The sequence below is a fragment of the Novosphingobium sp. 11B genome (genome assembly GCF_054589055.1).
In genome coordinates this window covers 1-15,299 of sequence record NZ_BAAILP010000161.1, presented here as the reverse complement: position 1 = coordinate 15,299, position 15,299 = coordinate 1, and the positions used below count along the sequence as shown (strand labels likewise).

General features: G+C 65.7%; 8 protein-coding genes. 4 read left to right on the top strand and 4 right to left on the bottom strand.

Annotation, left to right across the window (positions count from 1 at the left end):
• The first annotated feature begins 60 nt into the window (after positions 1 to 60).
• Positions 61 to 2,322 (top strand): S9 family peptidase, encoded by a 2,262-nt coding sequence (locus ACYPYD_RS14915; protein ID WP_211151767.1) that lies wholly within the window; start codon positions 61 to 63, stop codon positions 2,320 to 2,322.
• A 42-nt stretch (positions 2,323 to 2,364) separates the two neighbouring features.
• Positions 2,365 to 5,466, top strand: coding sequence for a glycoside hydrolase family 2 TIM barrel-domain containing protein (locus ACYPYD_RS14910; RefSeq protein WP_459663939.1), 3,102 nt, complete (start codon positions 2,365 to 2,367; stop codon positions 5,464 to 5,466).
• Between the two features lie 96 nt (positions 5,467 to 5,562).
• Here the strand turns inward: ACYPYD_RS14910 and ACYPYD_RS14905 are convergent, their stop codons facing one another.
• From ACYPYD_RS14905 to ACYPYD_RS14890, 4 genes are all read right to left on the bottom strand, one after another.
• The gene (locus ACYPYD_RS14905) at positions 5,563 to 8,487 is read right to left on the bottom strand and encodes a TonB-dependent receptor (protein WP_459663937.1); all 2,925 of its coding nucleotides are present in this window, start codon (positions 8,485 to 8,487) and stop codon (positions 5,563 to 5,565) included.
• A 147-nt stretch (positions 8,488 to 8,634) separates the two neighbouring features.
• Positions 8,635 to 10,161, bottom strand: coding sequence for a glycoside hydrolase family 27 protein (locus ACYPYD_RS14900; protein ID WP_459663935.1), 1,527 nt, complete (start codon positions 10,159 to 10,161; stop codon positions 8,635 to 8,637).
• A 49-nt stretch (positions 10,162 to 10,210) separates the two neighbouring features.
• Entirely contained in the window at positions 10,211 to 11,632 is a 1,422-nt protein-coding gene (locus ACYPYD_RS14895) for an amino acid permease (protein WP_211151764.1), read from the bottom strand.
• Positions 11,633 to 11,655: 23 nt separating this feature from the next.
• A complete protein-coding gene (locus ACYPYD_RS14890) occupies positions 11,656 to 12,312 on the bottom strand; it encodes a GntR family transcriptional regulator (protein WP_211151763.1) in 657 nt (218 codons plus the stop codon).
• A gap of 302 nt (positions 12,313 to 12,614) precedes the next feature.
• On the opposite strand from ACYPYD_RS14890, the gene ACYPYD_RS14885 reads away from it, so the two are divergent.
• On the top strand, positions 12,615 to 13,856 hold the full coding sequence (locus ACYPYD_RS14885; RefSeq protein ID WP_459663933.1) for an NAD(P)/FAD-dependent oxidoreductase: 1,242 nt from the start codon (positions 12,615 to 12,617) through the stop codon (positions 13,854 to 13,856).
• On the top strand, positions 13,853 to 15,040 hold the full coding sequence (locus ACYPYD_RS14880) for a M24 family metallopeptidase (protein WP_459663931.1): 1,188 nt from the start codon (positions 13,853 to 13,855) through the stop codon (positions 15,038 to 15,040). The genes ACYPYD_RS14885 and ACYPYD_RS14880 overlap by 4 nt, the downstream gene beginning before the upstream one ends.
• Positions 15,041 to 15,299: the final 259 nt, after the last annotated feature.

Sequence of the window (15,299 nt, the reverse complement as noted above, 5' to 3'; positions counted from 1 at the left end):
GACCGCCGGGCCGCGCACATGTGCGGCCCGGCGGCACTGTCTTCGTCGAAGAGGTCTGCCATGTCCCGCGCGCTACGCCGCCTGTCCCTGTCCGGCGTCCTTGCGGGCGTATTGCTTTGCACTCCGGCGCTCGCGGCGCCCACTCGCGAGCAAATCGATCGCTCGGTTGCGCTGCGCGAGGACTGGCAATACCTCACGCGCGAAATCGCCTGGCCTGCGCACTGGACGCCGGATTCCACCGCGTTCACGTATCGCAAGACCGTGGAGGGCGGGTTCGCGTTCGAGACGGTCGATGCCGCGACGCTGAAGAAGTCCCTCGCCTTCGATCACGAACGGCTCGCACGCGAACTGACGCGGGCGCTCGGCCGTCCGGTGCAGCCGCTGCGCCTGCCCTTCGCCGAGTTCGATTATGCCGGTGACCCGCAGGTCATCACCTTCTGGCTGGATGAGGAGGGCTGGCGCTGCACATTGGCGGACTACCGCTGCGAGGCACAGGTCAATGCCGGTCGCCCGCGCGGGTTCGGCGTGGTGCGCGACTTGTCGGTCCCGGCGGACAACCATCCGCGCCTGTCGCCCGATGGCAGCCGCGAGGCGTTCGTGGAGGGCGACAACCTCGTGGTGCGCCGCAAGGGCGGCGATCTCGTAAAGCTCAGCACGGACGGTTCGGCGGGAGACTTCTACGACCCCGAGACGATCGCGTGGTCGCCGGACAGTCGCCATCTGATGATCTACCGCGTGCGGCCGGGCTACGCGCGCCATGTGCTGCGGGTGGAAGCGGCGCCGCAAGGACAATTGCAGCCGGTGCTGCGCAGCCAGCTCTATCCCAAGCCCGGCGATGCGGTGGATATCGAGCAGCCGGTGCTGTTCGACGTCGAGAGCGGGCGGCAGACGGTGATCGATCCCGCGCTGTTTCCCAATGCCTATGAACTCTCCGCGCCGCGCTGGCGCCCGGATGGCCAAAGCGTCGCTTTCGATTACGTGCGGCGCGGTTTCGGGCAGGCGCGGATCGTCGCGGTGGATGCCGCCACCGGCAAGGCTCACGCGGCCGTCACCGAGGATGCGCGCACGTTCGTCTATGCCGATCGCCGCTTCGCCTCGGAACTAGGCAAGGCGGGCAACGAGATCGTCTGGGCATCCGAACGCGACGGCTGGAATCACCTCTATCTGATCGACGGGCGCACGGGCCGCGTGAAGAACCGCATCACCAAAGGCGACTGGGTGGTGCGTGATGTCGTCAGGATCGACGAGGACAAGCGCCAGATCTGGTTCGCCGCCAGCGGTATGAACGCAGGCGAGGATCCGTACTTCCGGCACTACTATCGCGTCGATTTCGACGGGCGCAACCTTGTCCCACTGACACCGGAGGGGGCCGACCATGTCGCCAGTCTCTCGCCGGACGGGCGGTTCCTGGTCGATACCTATTCGCGGGTGGACCTGCCGACCGTCAGCGTCCTGCGCCGCGCGGCTGACGGCGCGCCGGTCTCGACCGTGACCAAGGGCGATATCACGCGCCTTGCCGCTGCGGGCTTTCGTGCGCCTGAAGTGTTCAGCGCGAAGGGGCGTGACGGCAAGACCGATATCTGGGGCCTCGTCGTGCGTCCGCGCGACTATGACCCGGCGAAGAAGTATCCGGTGATCGAGAACATCTACGCTGGTCCGCACGACAGCTTCGTGCCCAAGCATTTCTGGCCTTTCGGCTACCATTCGGGCGGCGACAAGGTGATCGGCATGCAGGCGCTGGCCGACCTCGGCTTCATCGTCGTGCAGATCGACGGGATGGGCACGGCCAATCGTTCCAAGGCGTTCCAGGACGTGGCGTGGAAGAACCTGCAGGATTCCGGCTTCCCCGATCGCATCGCCTGGCACAAGGCCATGGCCGCGCGCGATCCGGCGTACGACATAAGCCGCGTCGGCATCTACGGCGCCTCGGCGGGCGGGCAGAGCACGCTGAACGCGCTGCTGTTCCACGGCGATTTCTACAAGGCGGGGGTCGCCATGGCGGGCTGCTACGACAACCGCATGGACAAGATCAGCTGGAACGAACAGTGGCTCGGCTGGCCGGTCGATGCCAGCTACGCCGCCGCATCGGGCGTCGATCACGCCGCGAACCTCAAGGGTAAGCTGTTCATGATCGTCGGCGAGCAGGACAGCAACGTCGACCCTGCATCGACCATGCAGGTGGTCGATGCGCTCATCAAGGCGGACAAGGACTTCGATCTGCTGGTCATCCCGGGCGGCGAGCACAGCGTCGGCCGCTCCAGCGGGCCGATCGACTATGTGACGCGCCGCCAGTTCGATTTCTTCGTGCACGCCCTTCAGTAAGGCGCGCCACGCCCCCCGCGAACGATACGAGAGGATACCGACATGCGCTCCGTCCACACCAGCATGGCGGCGCTTGCCGCATGCCTCCTTGCCAGTCCCGCCCTTGCAGACGCACCTGCGGCGGAGTGGGAGCAGCCTGAAATCGTCCGGCAGGGCGCGGAGCCGATGCACACCACCTTCGACGGCTTCGAAAGCCGCGCGGGTGCGCTTTCGCGCGACGTGGGCAGATCGCGCTATCACCTCTCGCTCGACGGGGACTGGAAGTTCCAGCTTTCCGCCACGCCCGAGACCCGCCCGGCGGACTTCTTCCGGCCCGATTTCGATGTGAGCGGATGGGGCACCATGAAAGTCCCCGGCATCCTCCAGGCCGAGGGGCATGGTCGCCCGGTCTTCGTGGGCAGCGGCTATCCGTTCCCGCGCAATCAGCCGAAGATCGAGCATAGCGTCAACGAAGTCGTTTCCTACCGGCGGGACTTCACCGTGCCGCCACACTTCGCCGGGCGACGCCTGCTGCTGACGATCGGCGCGGCGGGCGCGGCGTATTACGTTTGGGTCAACGGGCAGCGGGTGGGCTACTCCGAGGATTCCAAGCTCCCGGCCGAGTTCGACGTCACGGCCTACGCGCATGCGGGCAGCAATACCGTGGCGATCGAACTCTACCGCTTCGCTGACGGCAGCTACCTTGAAGATCAGGACTTCTGGCGCGTCAACGGGATCGAGCGCAGCGTCACGCTCTATGCCGCGCCGCCGACGCATATCCGCGATCTCGTCGTCGATGCCGGGCTTGAGAACGGCTACCGCGACGGCAGCCTCAGCGTGAAGGTCGATCTGGGCGGCAAGCCTGCCGCCATGCGCGTGCGCATGGCGGTGCTGGACGGCAAGCGGCAGGTGCTGACGCGCGAAATGGCCGGGCAGGGCACGCTGTCCCTTGCCGCCACGCTGTCCGGCGTGCGGACATGGACGGCGGAAGCGCCCAATCTTTACACGCTGCTGGTCGAACTGCTGGACGGGCAGGGCAGGCTGATAGAGGCGACCAGCCGCCGCATCGGGTTTCGCACGGTGGAAGTCGCCGGGGGCGAAGTGCGCGTCAACGGCAGGCGCATCATGATCCGCGGCGTCAACCGGCACGAGCACGACCCGCACACTTTCCGCATCGTTTCCGAAGCGACGATGCGCCGCGACATCGAACTGATGAAGGCGGCCAACGTCAACGCCGTGCGCACCAGTCACTATCCCAACGATCCGCGCTGGTACGACCTCGCCGACGAATACGGCCTCTACGTGATGGACGAGGCGAACATCGAAAGCCACGGCTACCTCTCGCTGTCGCAGGAGCATGGCAACGATCCGTCGTACCTCCTCGGCAACGACCCGAAGTGGCGGATCGCCCATCTCGACCGTGTGAGCCGCATGGTGGAGCGGGACCGCAATCATCCCTCGATCATATTCTGGTCGCTCGGCAACGAGACGGGTATCGGCGACAGCTTTGAGGCGGCGGCGAAGTGGGTGAAGGCGAGCGATCCGACCCGCCTCGTCAGCTTCCTCGGCTGGAGCATGAGCAACTGGCGCCACCCGACCAACGCCTACGTCGATATCTTCGCGCCGATGTACGACGACGTGCCCAAGATGCTGGACTACGCCGCCGACCCCGCCTTCACCCAGCCGCTGATCCTGTGCGAATACGCGCACGCGATGGGCAACAGCCTAGGCGATCTGGCGGGTTACTGGGCGGCGATGCGCAGCCATCCCAAGCTGCAGGGCGGCTTCGTATGGGACTGGGTGGACCAGACCATGCTGCTGCAGGACGCCGAAGGGCGGGACTACTGGGCGCAAGGAGTGGACTTCGATCCGGACCCCGCCGCGCCCGGCGTCCATGGGGATGACAGTCCGGTCGGCGACGGCGTGATCCGGTCCGACCGCACGCCCGATCCTGAATACTACGAACTGGCGCACGTACAGTCGCCGGTGGCGTTCATGCAGTACGCGGGCGGCTACCGCGTGGTCAACCGTCACGATCATATCGACCTTTCCGGCTTCACGCTGGACTGGGCAGTGACCGAAGACGGCGTGGAGACCGCGCGCGGGACCTTGCCCGTGCCCGTGGTTGCGGCAGGCGGCAGCGCACCGCTTGCGGTCCCTGTCCCGGCGGCGATGGGAGCCTCGGCCGAGCGCCTGTTGACTCTGCGTGCCAGGGCGAAGGCGGGCACGGTGCCGACGCAGCCTGCAGGGCACGTCGTCGGTTGGGAGCAGTTCGCGCTGTCACCGGCCGCCTTGGTGGATGTCCCGGCTGGCGCTGTTGTGCCGCAGGAGGACGACGGTACTTTGCGCCTCACCGCTGGCGATGCGGTGCTGGAGATCGATCGCGCGACCGGCCTCGTGCGGCGCTACGCAAGGGGCGGCACTGTCCTGCTGACCGGCGGCGCGCCCAACTTCTGGCGCGCGCCGACCGACAACGACGTCGGTGCGGGCGTGCCCAAATCCCATGCGATGTGGCAGCATTTCTCGCGGAACCGCCGGGTGGAATCCGTCGCACGGGATGGCGATGCGATCGTCGTGCGGCATGACATGGGCGTGGGCTCCGTGAAGATGGAGACCCGCTGGACGATGGCGGCGGACGGCACCGTCGGCGTCACCGCGCGGTTCGAACCGGTGCGCGATACGCTTCCCGACCCTCTGCGCCTTGGCCTTGCCTTCGAGATGTCGCCGGTGCTCGACACCGTGCGCTGGTACGGGCGCGGGCCTCAGGAGACTTATGCGGACCGTAAGAGCGGCGGCATGATCGCGCGCTGGGGCGGCAAGCTGGCGGACCAGTACCACGGCTATGCCCGCCCGCAGGAGAGCGGCAACAAGACTGACGTGCGCTGGATCGAATTGGCCGGCGGACATACCGGCCTGCGCGTCACGGGCGCGCAGCCGCTTTCGGTCAACGCGCTGGCGTTTCCTTACGCGGATCTCGACCTGAAAGCCCCCGGCAAGGCGCATAGTTCGGACATTCGCCCGCATGGCAACGGCACGCTGCTGATCGATGCCGCGCAGGCCGGGGTCGGCGGTGATACCGGCTGGAGCCTCGATGGCCGTGCGCACATGCCCTACCGCATCGCGTTGCAGCCGGTGACCTGGTCGTTCACCATCGGCAGGCCCTGAACAAAAAAGACCCGCCCGGCTCCTTGGAACCGGGCGGGTCACTCCGCGGGCGACGGCGCTCGATGGGTGAGGGTAGGCCGCCGCCCGTCTTTCGGATCAGAAGTTGACCGTGGCCCCCACGAAGATCGTGCGGCCCAGCGCGTCGTAGACGCCCGGATACGTATTGCCGTTGCCGAACAGCTGGAGCAGCCCGGCCGAGAGTGCCGGCGGATCCTTGTCGAACAGGTTGTTCACACCCGCGCGCAGGGTGAGCCGCTTGTCGATCGTCTGGGTCAATGACAGGTCGATGTAGTTGTAGGGCTTGATCTTGCTGTTCACGACCGTCTGCGGCGCGCTCAGCAGCGGGTTGTCGTTCAGGCTCGACAGCGTGGTGCCGCCGATGTGGCGCCACGACAGCGAGACCACGGTGTCGCCCGGAGCCATCCAGGTGAACCGCGCGACATGACGCCATTCGGGGGAAGGCTGGCCGCAGGTATAGCCGAACAGGCCCTTGCAGTCGTAGGAACCCAGGCCCGGAACCGGCTGCGACACCTGGTTGATGAGGTAGGTGCCGACCACGCCCACGTTGATGCGTCCGGCATTGCCGATGTCGAACGTGTAGTCGGCATTGATGTCGATGCCGGAGGTCTTGAGGTAGCCGGTGTTCATCGTCGTGGAGACGATGTAGCCCGCGTTCTGGCCGAACAGCGCGCCCGAGCGCGAGTCACGCTTGAACAGCCCGCAGAAATACGGATCGCCGGTTTCCGCGCACTGCCCGATGATCAGCGACGGCGCGATCGAGCCGATGTAGTCCTTCACCTTGATGTTGTAGTAGTCGATCGACAGCGAGAAATTGCGCAGGAACTTCGGCGTGATGACGACGCCTGCGGTGTAGGTGTCGGCGGTCTCGGGCTTGAGCGCCAGATTGCCGCCACCGAGCGCCGAACAGGTCGCTGCCGGGCATTCGACGATACGGCCGTACTGCGCCGCCGTCACCCCGGTAAGCTGGCAGATTTCCAGCGAGGCGCTGGGGTTGGCGCCCGCACAGGGGTCCTGCGCCGCAACGTTGCCGACCGACTGCGAGGCGAACAGCTCGCCCACGTTGGGCGCACGGATGGCACGGTTGTAGCTGGCGCGGATACGCAGATCGTCGATCGGCTGCCAGCTCAGTTCGCCCTTGTAGGTCCAGACATTGTAGCTCGAACCGTAGCCGGTCGAGTTCTGCTTGTTGTCGTAGGACGAATAGCGCAGGCCGCCGTTGATTGTCAGCGAGCGGAAGAACGGCTTGTCCTCGATCAGCGGCACTTCGATTTCACCGTAGAACTCGGTCACGCTGATGATGCCGTCGGAATTGACGGTGCCGTTCTGCTGCGCGACTTCGTCGGCGGTGAAGTTCAGCGTCTCGCGGCGGCGCTCGGCGCCCAGCGCAATGGCGACGCCCTTGGTGGCCCAGGGCAGAGTGACGCCCATCTGGCCGAGGTCGCCGCTCAGCGTACCGGAGAAGACGCTCAGCGAGTTGCGCGAGGCGGTGTTGCTTTCGCCGAACAGGTAGGCGGCCTGCTCCGCCGTCACACCGCCGGGCTGGAAGACGTTGACGGGAATGCAGTCCGGATCGGTTCCGTCGATCACCGAGCGGCAGGTCGGCACGCCGTTGACGCTGATCGCGTTGAGGGAGCGACCGGCCTTCACCTGGTTCACGTCGTTGAGGTACGTCTCCTTGTACTTGACCAGCGAGTACATGTAGTTGACGTCGTAGCTGAACCCGCTGCCCAGGTCGCCGCGCAGGCCGGCGGTGTAGCGAAAGTCGTTGAAGCGTAAGTTGTCCCGGCGCGGGGCCACATCGGTGCGGTAGGCGACCAGCGCGTCCTCGGTGGTGTTGGTGCCCGCCGCGCTGCCGCAGATCGTCTGGAGCTGGCTGGCGCTGGCATAGGGGTTGTTGCAGGAAATCGGGAACGCGGTCCCCAGCCATATCGCGGAAGGCGCGACTTGCGAGAACGTCTGGTCGTGCATGTACATGAAGCTGCCGTAGAGTTCGGCCGCCTTGCTGAATTCGAAGTGTGCGAAGCCACCAGCGGTGATGCGCTCGTCGGAACGCTGGAAGTAGCTGTCGGGCGCGTAGTTGTAAGCGTAGGAGTTGTCGTAGGGCACCAGCGTGCCGTCGCCATTGCGGTTGTTGACCAGCGTCTGGCCCTGGAAGGCGCTCTTGTCCGACAAAGGAACGAAGGAGCCGAAGGGCGAGTTGCTCGAACCGCCACAGAACAGTTCGGTGCCGTTGTTCTGGTCCTGCAGCGCGCAAGAAGACACGTCGCGGGTGGACTGGCGCACCGGGCTGAAGCTGCGGTAGCCGCCGTAAACGGTGATGTTGCCGCGCCCGTCGGCGAAGTTCTTGCCCGCCGAAACGGTGATATCCTGCTTGCCGCCGTCGATCACCGAACTGGGCGCCAAGTCGTAGCCCTTGGTGCTGAGCAGGCTGCGCATGGCGGAATTGTTGTTGTTATGCTGCGCGAAGCCGGTCTGCATATCGACGCGGACGCCGTCGAGGTTCTTCTTCAGCACGAAGTTGACGACGCCCGAAAGCGCGTCCGAACCATAGACCGCAGAGGCGCCGCCCGACATCACGTCGACGCGCTCGACCAGACTGCTAGGCAGGAAGCTGAGGTTGACCGCCTGCGAAGGCATCATGCGCTGGCCGTCGATGAGCACCAGCACGCGGTTGGAGCCGAGGTTGCGCAAGTTGATCTTGGAGGTGCCGTCGGAACCGTTGGAGACGTTCTCGTTGGCGTCGGCGGTAAACTGCGGGAGGCGGTTGAGCACCTGCTCCACGGTGGTCGCGCCCTGGTAGCGGAATTCTTCGGAACCGACGATCGTCTGCGGGCTGTTGCTTTGCAGGTCGGCGCGCTTGATGCGGGTGCCGGTGACGACGATGTCGTTCGCGGGTGCGGCCTCCGCGCCGTCGGCAGGCAGGTCCTGTGCCTGCGCGGTGCCGGCGACAAGCGCCGCCAGCGCAACCGCGCAATAAAGTTTCCTGTGATGACCCCTCATGAATGTCACTCCCTTGTTGATGCCAGGAGGATGCGTCATCTAGTCGGACAAGTCAAATATAGTATACGAAATATCGTAGATTTGTGACGAGACGTGTGTGCCGCAGGATGCGCCGCGTCGAAAGAGGCTCCGACGCGGCGCCGGGCCTTATTTTCCCGAGACGACGATCAGCGCCGCGCCGCGCGCCGGGATGGCGTATGCTGTCGCTGGTCGCGGCGAAGTCGCGCCCGACCATGCATCCTGCACTTGCGTGATTTCGCGTAATCCCGCGTCCTGGGCCGTGATGGCGAGCGAGACCGCAGCATCTCCGCGATTGAACAGCGCCAGCGCGACGCGCCCGTCGGCGAGCGGCTTGGCCCAGATCTCGGTCGCACCGTCCTTGCGCACGGCCTTGCCCTGTACGCCTTTCGCATCCTGATCGATGGCGATGATGCGCCTGTTGGTGAGCATCGCCAGCGTTTCCGGCGAGGTTTCACGCAAGTCATGGCCCATCATCAACGGCGCGGCGGACATCGCCCACAGGGTCATGTGGGTGCGGTATTCGTCTGCGCTCATGCCGCCGTTGCCGACTTCGAGCATGTCCGGGTCGTTCCAGCCGTGCGGGCCGGCCCAGTCCGGATTGCCGTTCTTGTCGAAGCCGATCTTCGCCATCGTGGGGTAGTCGTCGGTGATGTCACCGGTCGTGCGCCACAGCTGGCCACCGACGTCCCGGCCCCAGCGGCCCACGTCGAAACGGCCGTATTCGCACAGGGAGAAGATGAAGTCGCGCCCCGTCGCCTGCAGCGCCGCGCCCATTTCATGGTAGCTGCGCTGGACGGTGTCGGCATCGGCATAGAACCATTCGCCGGAGCACAGATCGTACTTCAGGTAGTCGAAGCCCCATTCCGCATACGTCTTCGCATCTTGCTGGACGTGGCCGTAGCTGCCCTCGTACCCGGCGCAAGTGCGCGGCCCCTGCGAAGAATAGATGCCGATCTTGAGGCCCTTGGAATGGACGTAGTCGGTCAGCGCCTTCATGTCCGGGAACTTGGCGTTGGGCTGGAGCACGCCATTGGCGTCGCGCTTGCCCTGCCAGCCGTCGTCGATGTTGACGTAAGTATAGCCCGCGTCGCGCAGGCCAGTGGAGACCATAGCGTCGGCCATGGCGCGTACGGTCTTGTCGTCGATGTGTTCGGCGAACTTGTTCCAGCTGCTCCAGCCCATCGGCGGCGTGGCGGCGAGCGTTTTGGGGATCGGCGCGCCGAGCGCGGGCAGGGCGGTGAACCTGAAGGCGCGCGCCTTTGCGTCCTTCGCAGTGCCGGGGCGGCCGAAGCCGTCTACCTCGGATTCCCAGATCTGGCCCTTGAGGTGGGCTTTCCCGGCTTCGAGCGTGACGCTCCAGTCGCGGGTGGGATGCTCGCGATCGTTTATGTTGCGGGCAGTGAAGTGCAGCACGCCGTTCTCGACGTGCGGATCCTGCATCTCGACCGGGCCGTACCACTGGGTGGTGACGCTGCCGGTGATCTTCCCGCCCTTCGAGGCCACTTCCATCATCGTGACGCCGGGATTGGGCCTGAGGTTGGGTTGGCCTTCATCGAACAACCAGACGCCGTCATAGGCGCTCTTTGCAAGGGCGGGAGCGGCGGAAAGGCAGGTGCCGACAAGGGCTGCAGCGGCGAACAGGGCGCGCGACATCGCGATCTCCTTTGAAGGGAAGACTGGGAAACGAAAAGGGAAGGGGGCTTCAGGCTCCGGCGGCGGCCGCCTCGCGCCCGGCTTCGCTGCGCAAACGGCCGTAGAGCACGTAGACCACAAGGCCGATGACATTCCACGCACCGAAGCGGATCAGCGTACTGCTGGGCAGGCTGAACAGCAGGTAGGCGCAGCCCAGGATCGTCAGCGTGCCGACCAGCATCGGTTTGGGACAGCGGAACAGGCGGGGCAGGTCGGGGCGGCGACGGCGCAGGATCATCAGGCAGGCACCAACCGACATGAAGGCGATCAGGGTTCCCGCGTTGGCCAGTTCGGCGATCTCGTCGAGGCGGAAGATGCCCGCGACGACGGCGATCGAAATGCCGGTCATCAGCGTGATGCGCGTGGGAGCGCCGGTGCGCGGACTGACCTTGGCGAGCGCGCGGGGCAGCAGCCCGTCGCGGGCCATGACGAAGAACACCCGGCTCTGCCCGTACATCATGACGAGGATGACCGACGGCAGCGCCAGCACGGCGGCAAGGGCGATCAGGTGCGCGGCAACCGGCTGGCCGAGACTGCGCAGCACGAGCGCCAGCGGCTCGGGCGAGTTGGCGAGCTGCTGGAACGGCAGGGCGCCGATCGCGGTGACGGCGACGGCCATGTAGATCAGCGTGCAGACGACCATCGAGCCGACGATGCCGATGGTGAGGTCACGCCCGGGATTCTTGGCTTCCTCGGCGGACGTGGCGACCGCGTCGAAGCCATAGAAGGCGAAGAAGACGATGGCGGCGGCGGCCATGACACCGCGCTTGTGGCCCTCGATCTCGGTGCTGGCGAAGCCGTAGGGCATGAACGGCTCAAGGTGGCCGGACTGGAACGCGGGCAGCGCCATGATGACGAACACCGACAGTGCGGCCAGCTTGATGATGACGAGCACGATGTTGAGCGTCGCGCTTTCACGGGTTCCCGCGATCAGCATGCCCATCACGCCCAGCGCCACGAGCACGGCGGGCAGGTTGACGATGCCGCCGCCGTGCGGCCCCACCAGCAGCATGTGCGGCAGGTGTATCCCGGCGGATTCTATCCAGCCGACCAGATAGCCCGACCAGCCCACCGCGACCGTCGAGCAGGCGAGCGAGTATTCGAGGATCAGGCTCCAGCCCACGATCCAGGCGATCGTCTCGCCCATCGCGGCGTAGCTGAAGGTATAGGCGCTGCCCGCTGCCGGGATCATGGTCGCCATTTCGGCATAGGCCAGCGCAGCGCAGGCGCAGACGGCCCCCGCGATTGCGAAGGCGAGGATCACTGCCGGGCCGGCACGCTCGGCACCGACGCCGGTGAGGGTGTAGATGCCCGTGCCGACGATCGCGCCGACGCCCAGTGCGATCAGGTGCGGCCAGCTCAGGGTTTTGGCCAGGGAATGCCCGGATTCGCGTTGCGACAGTCTTTCAATGGATTTTCGCGGTCCGAGCATAAGGTCCCCTGAAGTTTTATGTTTCAGCCGGTCTGGCTGGCTGTGAAATGGGCGCGCAAATCGTCCAGAGTGCTGGCAATGTGCGCGGTAAGCAGGTCTTTCACCGTGTTCGCGTCTCCGGCGAGCCAGGTGTCGAGCAGTTCGCTGTGTTCGTTGTGCGCGCGGTCGCCGCGCCCGGCGGGCTCCAGGTGCGCAATGACATAGCGCTCGGCCAGCACTTCAAGGCGCTCGACCAGTTGGGTGGTGAGCAGGCGCTTGCCCGGGCGGACCAGCGAGACGTGGAATTCGCGGTTACGCACAGCGACTTCGGCGCGATCCCCCTTGGCGGCGGCATCAAGGATATCGAAGGCGCGGCGGGCGGCTTCCTTGTCGCTCTCGTCCGCGCGGGCGCAGGCATAAGCGGCGGCAGCGGGTTCGGTGGCGAGGCGCAGGAGGTAGATTTCCTCGGCCTGATCCTGTGACATCGGGCGCACGAACCAGCCGCGATTGGCTTGGCTGGTCAGCAGCCCTTCGTGTTCCAGGCGGGCCAGCGCCTCGCGCAGCGGGATCTTGCTGACACCTAGTTCGGCGGCGAGGGCATCTTGGCGCACCGGCTCCATGACGGGGAGCTTGCCCTCTACGATTCTCTCCCGGATCACGTCGAAAATGCGTTCGGCAAGCGTGCGGACGACGATAGTCATCTGTGGATCTCCATACGGTTCTCGGCGCGGCGATGGCGCCGGAGCAAATTACCGTATACCGTAGATGATTGGCGATCTGCCTGCAATCGCTCCGCTTGTACTCTGACCGCGTGATGGTCCGGCAGGTTCCGCCCGAGGTCCACCATCCCCGCACACAAGGGTACCATAAAGGCACTCAGGGGCGCCATGGCGGCAGGTGGATAGACAGCTGGGCGAAGCATCTTGCGCATCGAGCCTTGTACGAAAGGATGGCGATTGATATATGGTATACGATATAGTCCGACAAATGCAATGGAGTTTTCGTGGGGGTGATCGGTATTGTCGGCGGCGGGGTCGTCGGGTTGTGTGCAGGGCTGGACCTGCTTGAAGCCGGACACCGTGTCGTACTCGTCGACGACGATGCGCATGCACACGCGGCATCATGGGGTAATGCCGGTCATATCGCCGTGGAGCAGGTCGAGCCGCTGGCGTCGATGGACATGGTGCGTACCTTGCCAAGCCGTCTGTTCGTGCGCGGCGGCCCGCTGGCTTTTCCACCCGGCGCGATGGCGCAGTGGGTGCCGTTCGGATTGAGCCTGCTGGCCGCGGCACGGCCTTCGCGTTTTCGCGCTGGTTGCGAGGCTATGCGGCCGCTGATGGCCGAGGCGCTGCCGGCCTGGGCGGGGCGGGTCGAGCGGATCGGCGCGCCGGAGTTGCTGCATACGCAGGGCCATTTCGTACTGTGGCACGGCGACGAGGCCGCACGGACAGGGCGGGCCGCCTGGGACGCCGCCGAAACGGGCACCGCGCAAGTCCATCCCGCTACGTCCGATGAGATCGCGCGGCTTTCCGCCCTGTGCCGAGAGCCGATCGCGGGAGCCGTGCGCTTTTCGGGCACTGCGCAGATATCCGACCTCGGCGATCTGCGAGCAGTGCTGCGCCGCGCTTTCGTCGAGGGCGGGGGTACGTTGATGGAGGCGAAAGCCGAACTAGCGCTCATCGATGGTCGCGCGCGGATTGCCGGGCTCGATGCGGACCGGGTGCTGGTCTGCGCGGGCGTCCGATCGCGCGCGATCATGGAGGGGCTCGGCCATGTCGTCCCGATGATCGCCGAACGCGGTTATCACATTCGCGCGCAAGTGCGCGAAAGCGACTGGCCCGCAGACCTGCCTCCGGTGGTGTTCGAGGACCGCGCGATGATCGTCACCCGTTACCGCGACACGTTGCAGGCCGCCAGCTTCGTGGAACTGGGCCATCCCGACGCGCCCGCCGACCCGCGCAAATGGGAGCGGCTGGAACGGCACGTCGCGCAGCTCGGCCTGCCTGTGTCGGGGCCGTTCACGCGCTGGATGGGGTGCCGCCCGACGCTGCCGGACTACCTTCCGGCGATCGGTCGCTCGACGAAGGCGAATAACCTCTTCTATGCCTTCGGGCATCAGCACCTCGGCCTCACGCTGGCGCCGATAACCGCGCGGCTGGTCGCCGCGATGATCGGCGGTACGCCGCCCGTCATACCGCTGGCGCCGTTCGACATCGCACGTTTTGCTAAGGAATTGACGACATGATCGGTGGATCGACCGCAGAAACCGAACTCGCCCGGCTCTCCCCCTGGGACGACCGCGCTCCCGCCATCGCCCCGGCCGAGCGCGAAGCCCGGATGGAGCGCGCCCGCGAACTGACCGAAAAGCTCGGCGCCGATGCGCTGCTGGTCGATGCGGGTGCATCGTTGCGCTACTTCACGGGCCTTCCCTGGGGCCAGACCGAGCGCCTGGTTTCGATGCTGCTCGCGCCCGGCCGCACGCCGATCATGATCTGCCCGCACTTCGAGATCGGCACGCTGGAGGCCGATCTGGCGGTGCCCGTCGAGATCAGGTCATGGCAGGAGGACGAGGACCCGGTGGCACTGGTGATCGATGCCCTTCGCGAGATCGGTGCGAAGACGCTGGCGATCGACCCCGAACTGCCGTTCCACTTCGCCGAGCGCATCCGCGCCGCCGGGACCGCGCGGTTGATCGACGCCATGCCGGTGGTCAAGCAGTGCCGCATGGTCAAGTCCGCCGCAGAACTGGCGCTGATGCAACAGGCGAAGTCGATGACGCTGATGGTCCAGCATGCCGCCGCGCGCATTCTGCGGCCCGGCATCCGCCAGAGCGAGGTCGTCCGCTTCATCGATGCCGCGCATCGCCGGCTGGGCGCGAGCGGATCGAGTTTCTGCATCGTCCAGTTCGGGGAGGCGACGGCCTATCCCCATGGCCTGCCCGGCGATCGCGCGCTGCAGGAAGGACAACTCGTCCTCGTCGATACCGGCTGCACCGTCGAGGGCTACCATTCGGACATCACCCGTACTTATGCTTTCGGTGCAGTGTCGGGGGACATCCAAGATATCTGGGCGATCGAAAAGGAGGCGCAGCAGGCCGCCTTTGATGCGGTCCGCCCTGGCGAGCCGTGCGAAAGCGTCGACCATGCCGCGCGCGCCGTGCTGGCGAAAGCCGGTCTTGGCCCTGACTACGCCTTGCCCGGACTCCCGCACCGCACGGGTCACGGCATAGGGCTGTCGATCCACGAGCCGGCGTATCTTGTACGCGGGGACCGAACATTGCTGGAGCCGGGTATGTGCTTCTCCAACGAACCGATGATCGTAGTCCCCGGTCGTTTCGGGGTGAGGCTGGAAGATCACATGTACGTGGCGGACGGTGGCGCCCGCTGGTTTACCGAGCCGCAAGCCAGGATTGATAAACTCGCGTTCTGACACGGGCTATCCAGCGATGTGCGCCCTGCCGGAATGGCCATCCGGCAAGTCCGAAACGAACTTGCCGGTAGATGAGAAGCGGCGCACTTAGCGGCCCGCTTGTCGATCAGCGTAGTCGCGGTCTGATCGTTCTGCTCAGACCCAAGTTGAACAGTGCTAGCGGAACACGCAGGGAACGCGAGACCATAAGTATCTGATTTTGCGGTGAGTGGATTTGGCGGCAAAATCGGGTGTGCTAACAACATTTTTGCTGTGACTG

What these genes read in the sequence shown, in the direction of transcription:
- ACYPYD_RS14915 (WP_211151767.1), top strand. Translation starts at nt 61, where the DNA reads ATGTCCCGCGCGCTACGCCGCCTGTCCCTGTCCGGCGTCCTTGCGGGC.
- ACYPYD_RS14900 (WP_459663935.1), bottom strand. Translation starts at nt 10,161, where the DNA reads ATGTCGCGCGCCCTGTTCGCCGCTGCAGCCCTTGTCGGCACCTGCCTT.
- ACYPYD_RS14895 (WP_211151764.1), bottom strand. Translation starts at nt 11,632, where the DNA reads ATGCTCGGACCGCGAAAATCCATTGAAAGACTGTCGCAACGCGAATCC.
- ACYPYD_RS14890 (WP_211151763.1), bottom strand. Translation starts at nt 12,312, where the DNA reads ATGACTATCGTCGTCCGCACGCTTGCCGAACGCATTTTCGACGTGATC.
- ACYPYD_RS14905 (WP_459663937.1), bottom strand. Translation starts at nt 8,487, where the DNA reads ATGAGGGGTCATCACAGGAAACTTTATTGCGCGGTTGCGCTGGCGGCG.
- ACYPYD_RS14880 (WP_459663931.1), top strand. Translation starts at nt 13,853, where the DNA reads ATGATCGGTGGATCGACCGCAGAAACCGAACTCGCCCGGCTCTCCCCC.
- ACYPYD_RS14910 (WP_459663939.1), top strand. Translation starts at nt 2,365, where the DNA reads ATGCGCTCCGTCCACACCAGCATGGCGGCGCTTGCCGCATGCCTCCTT.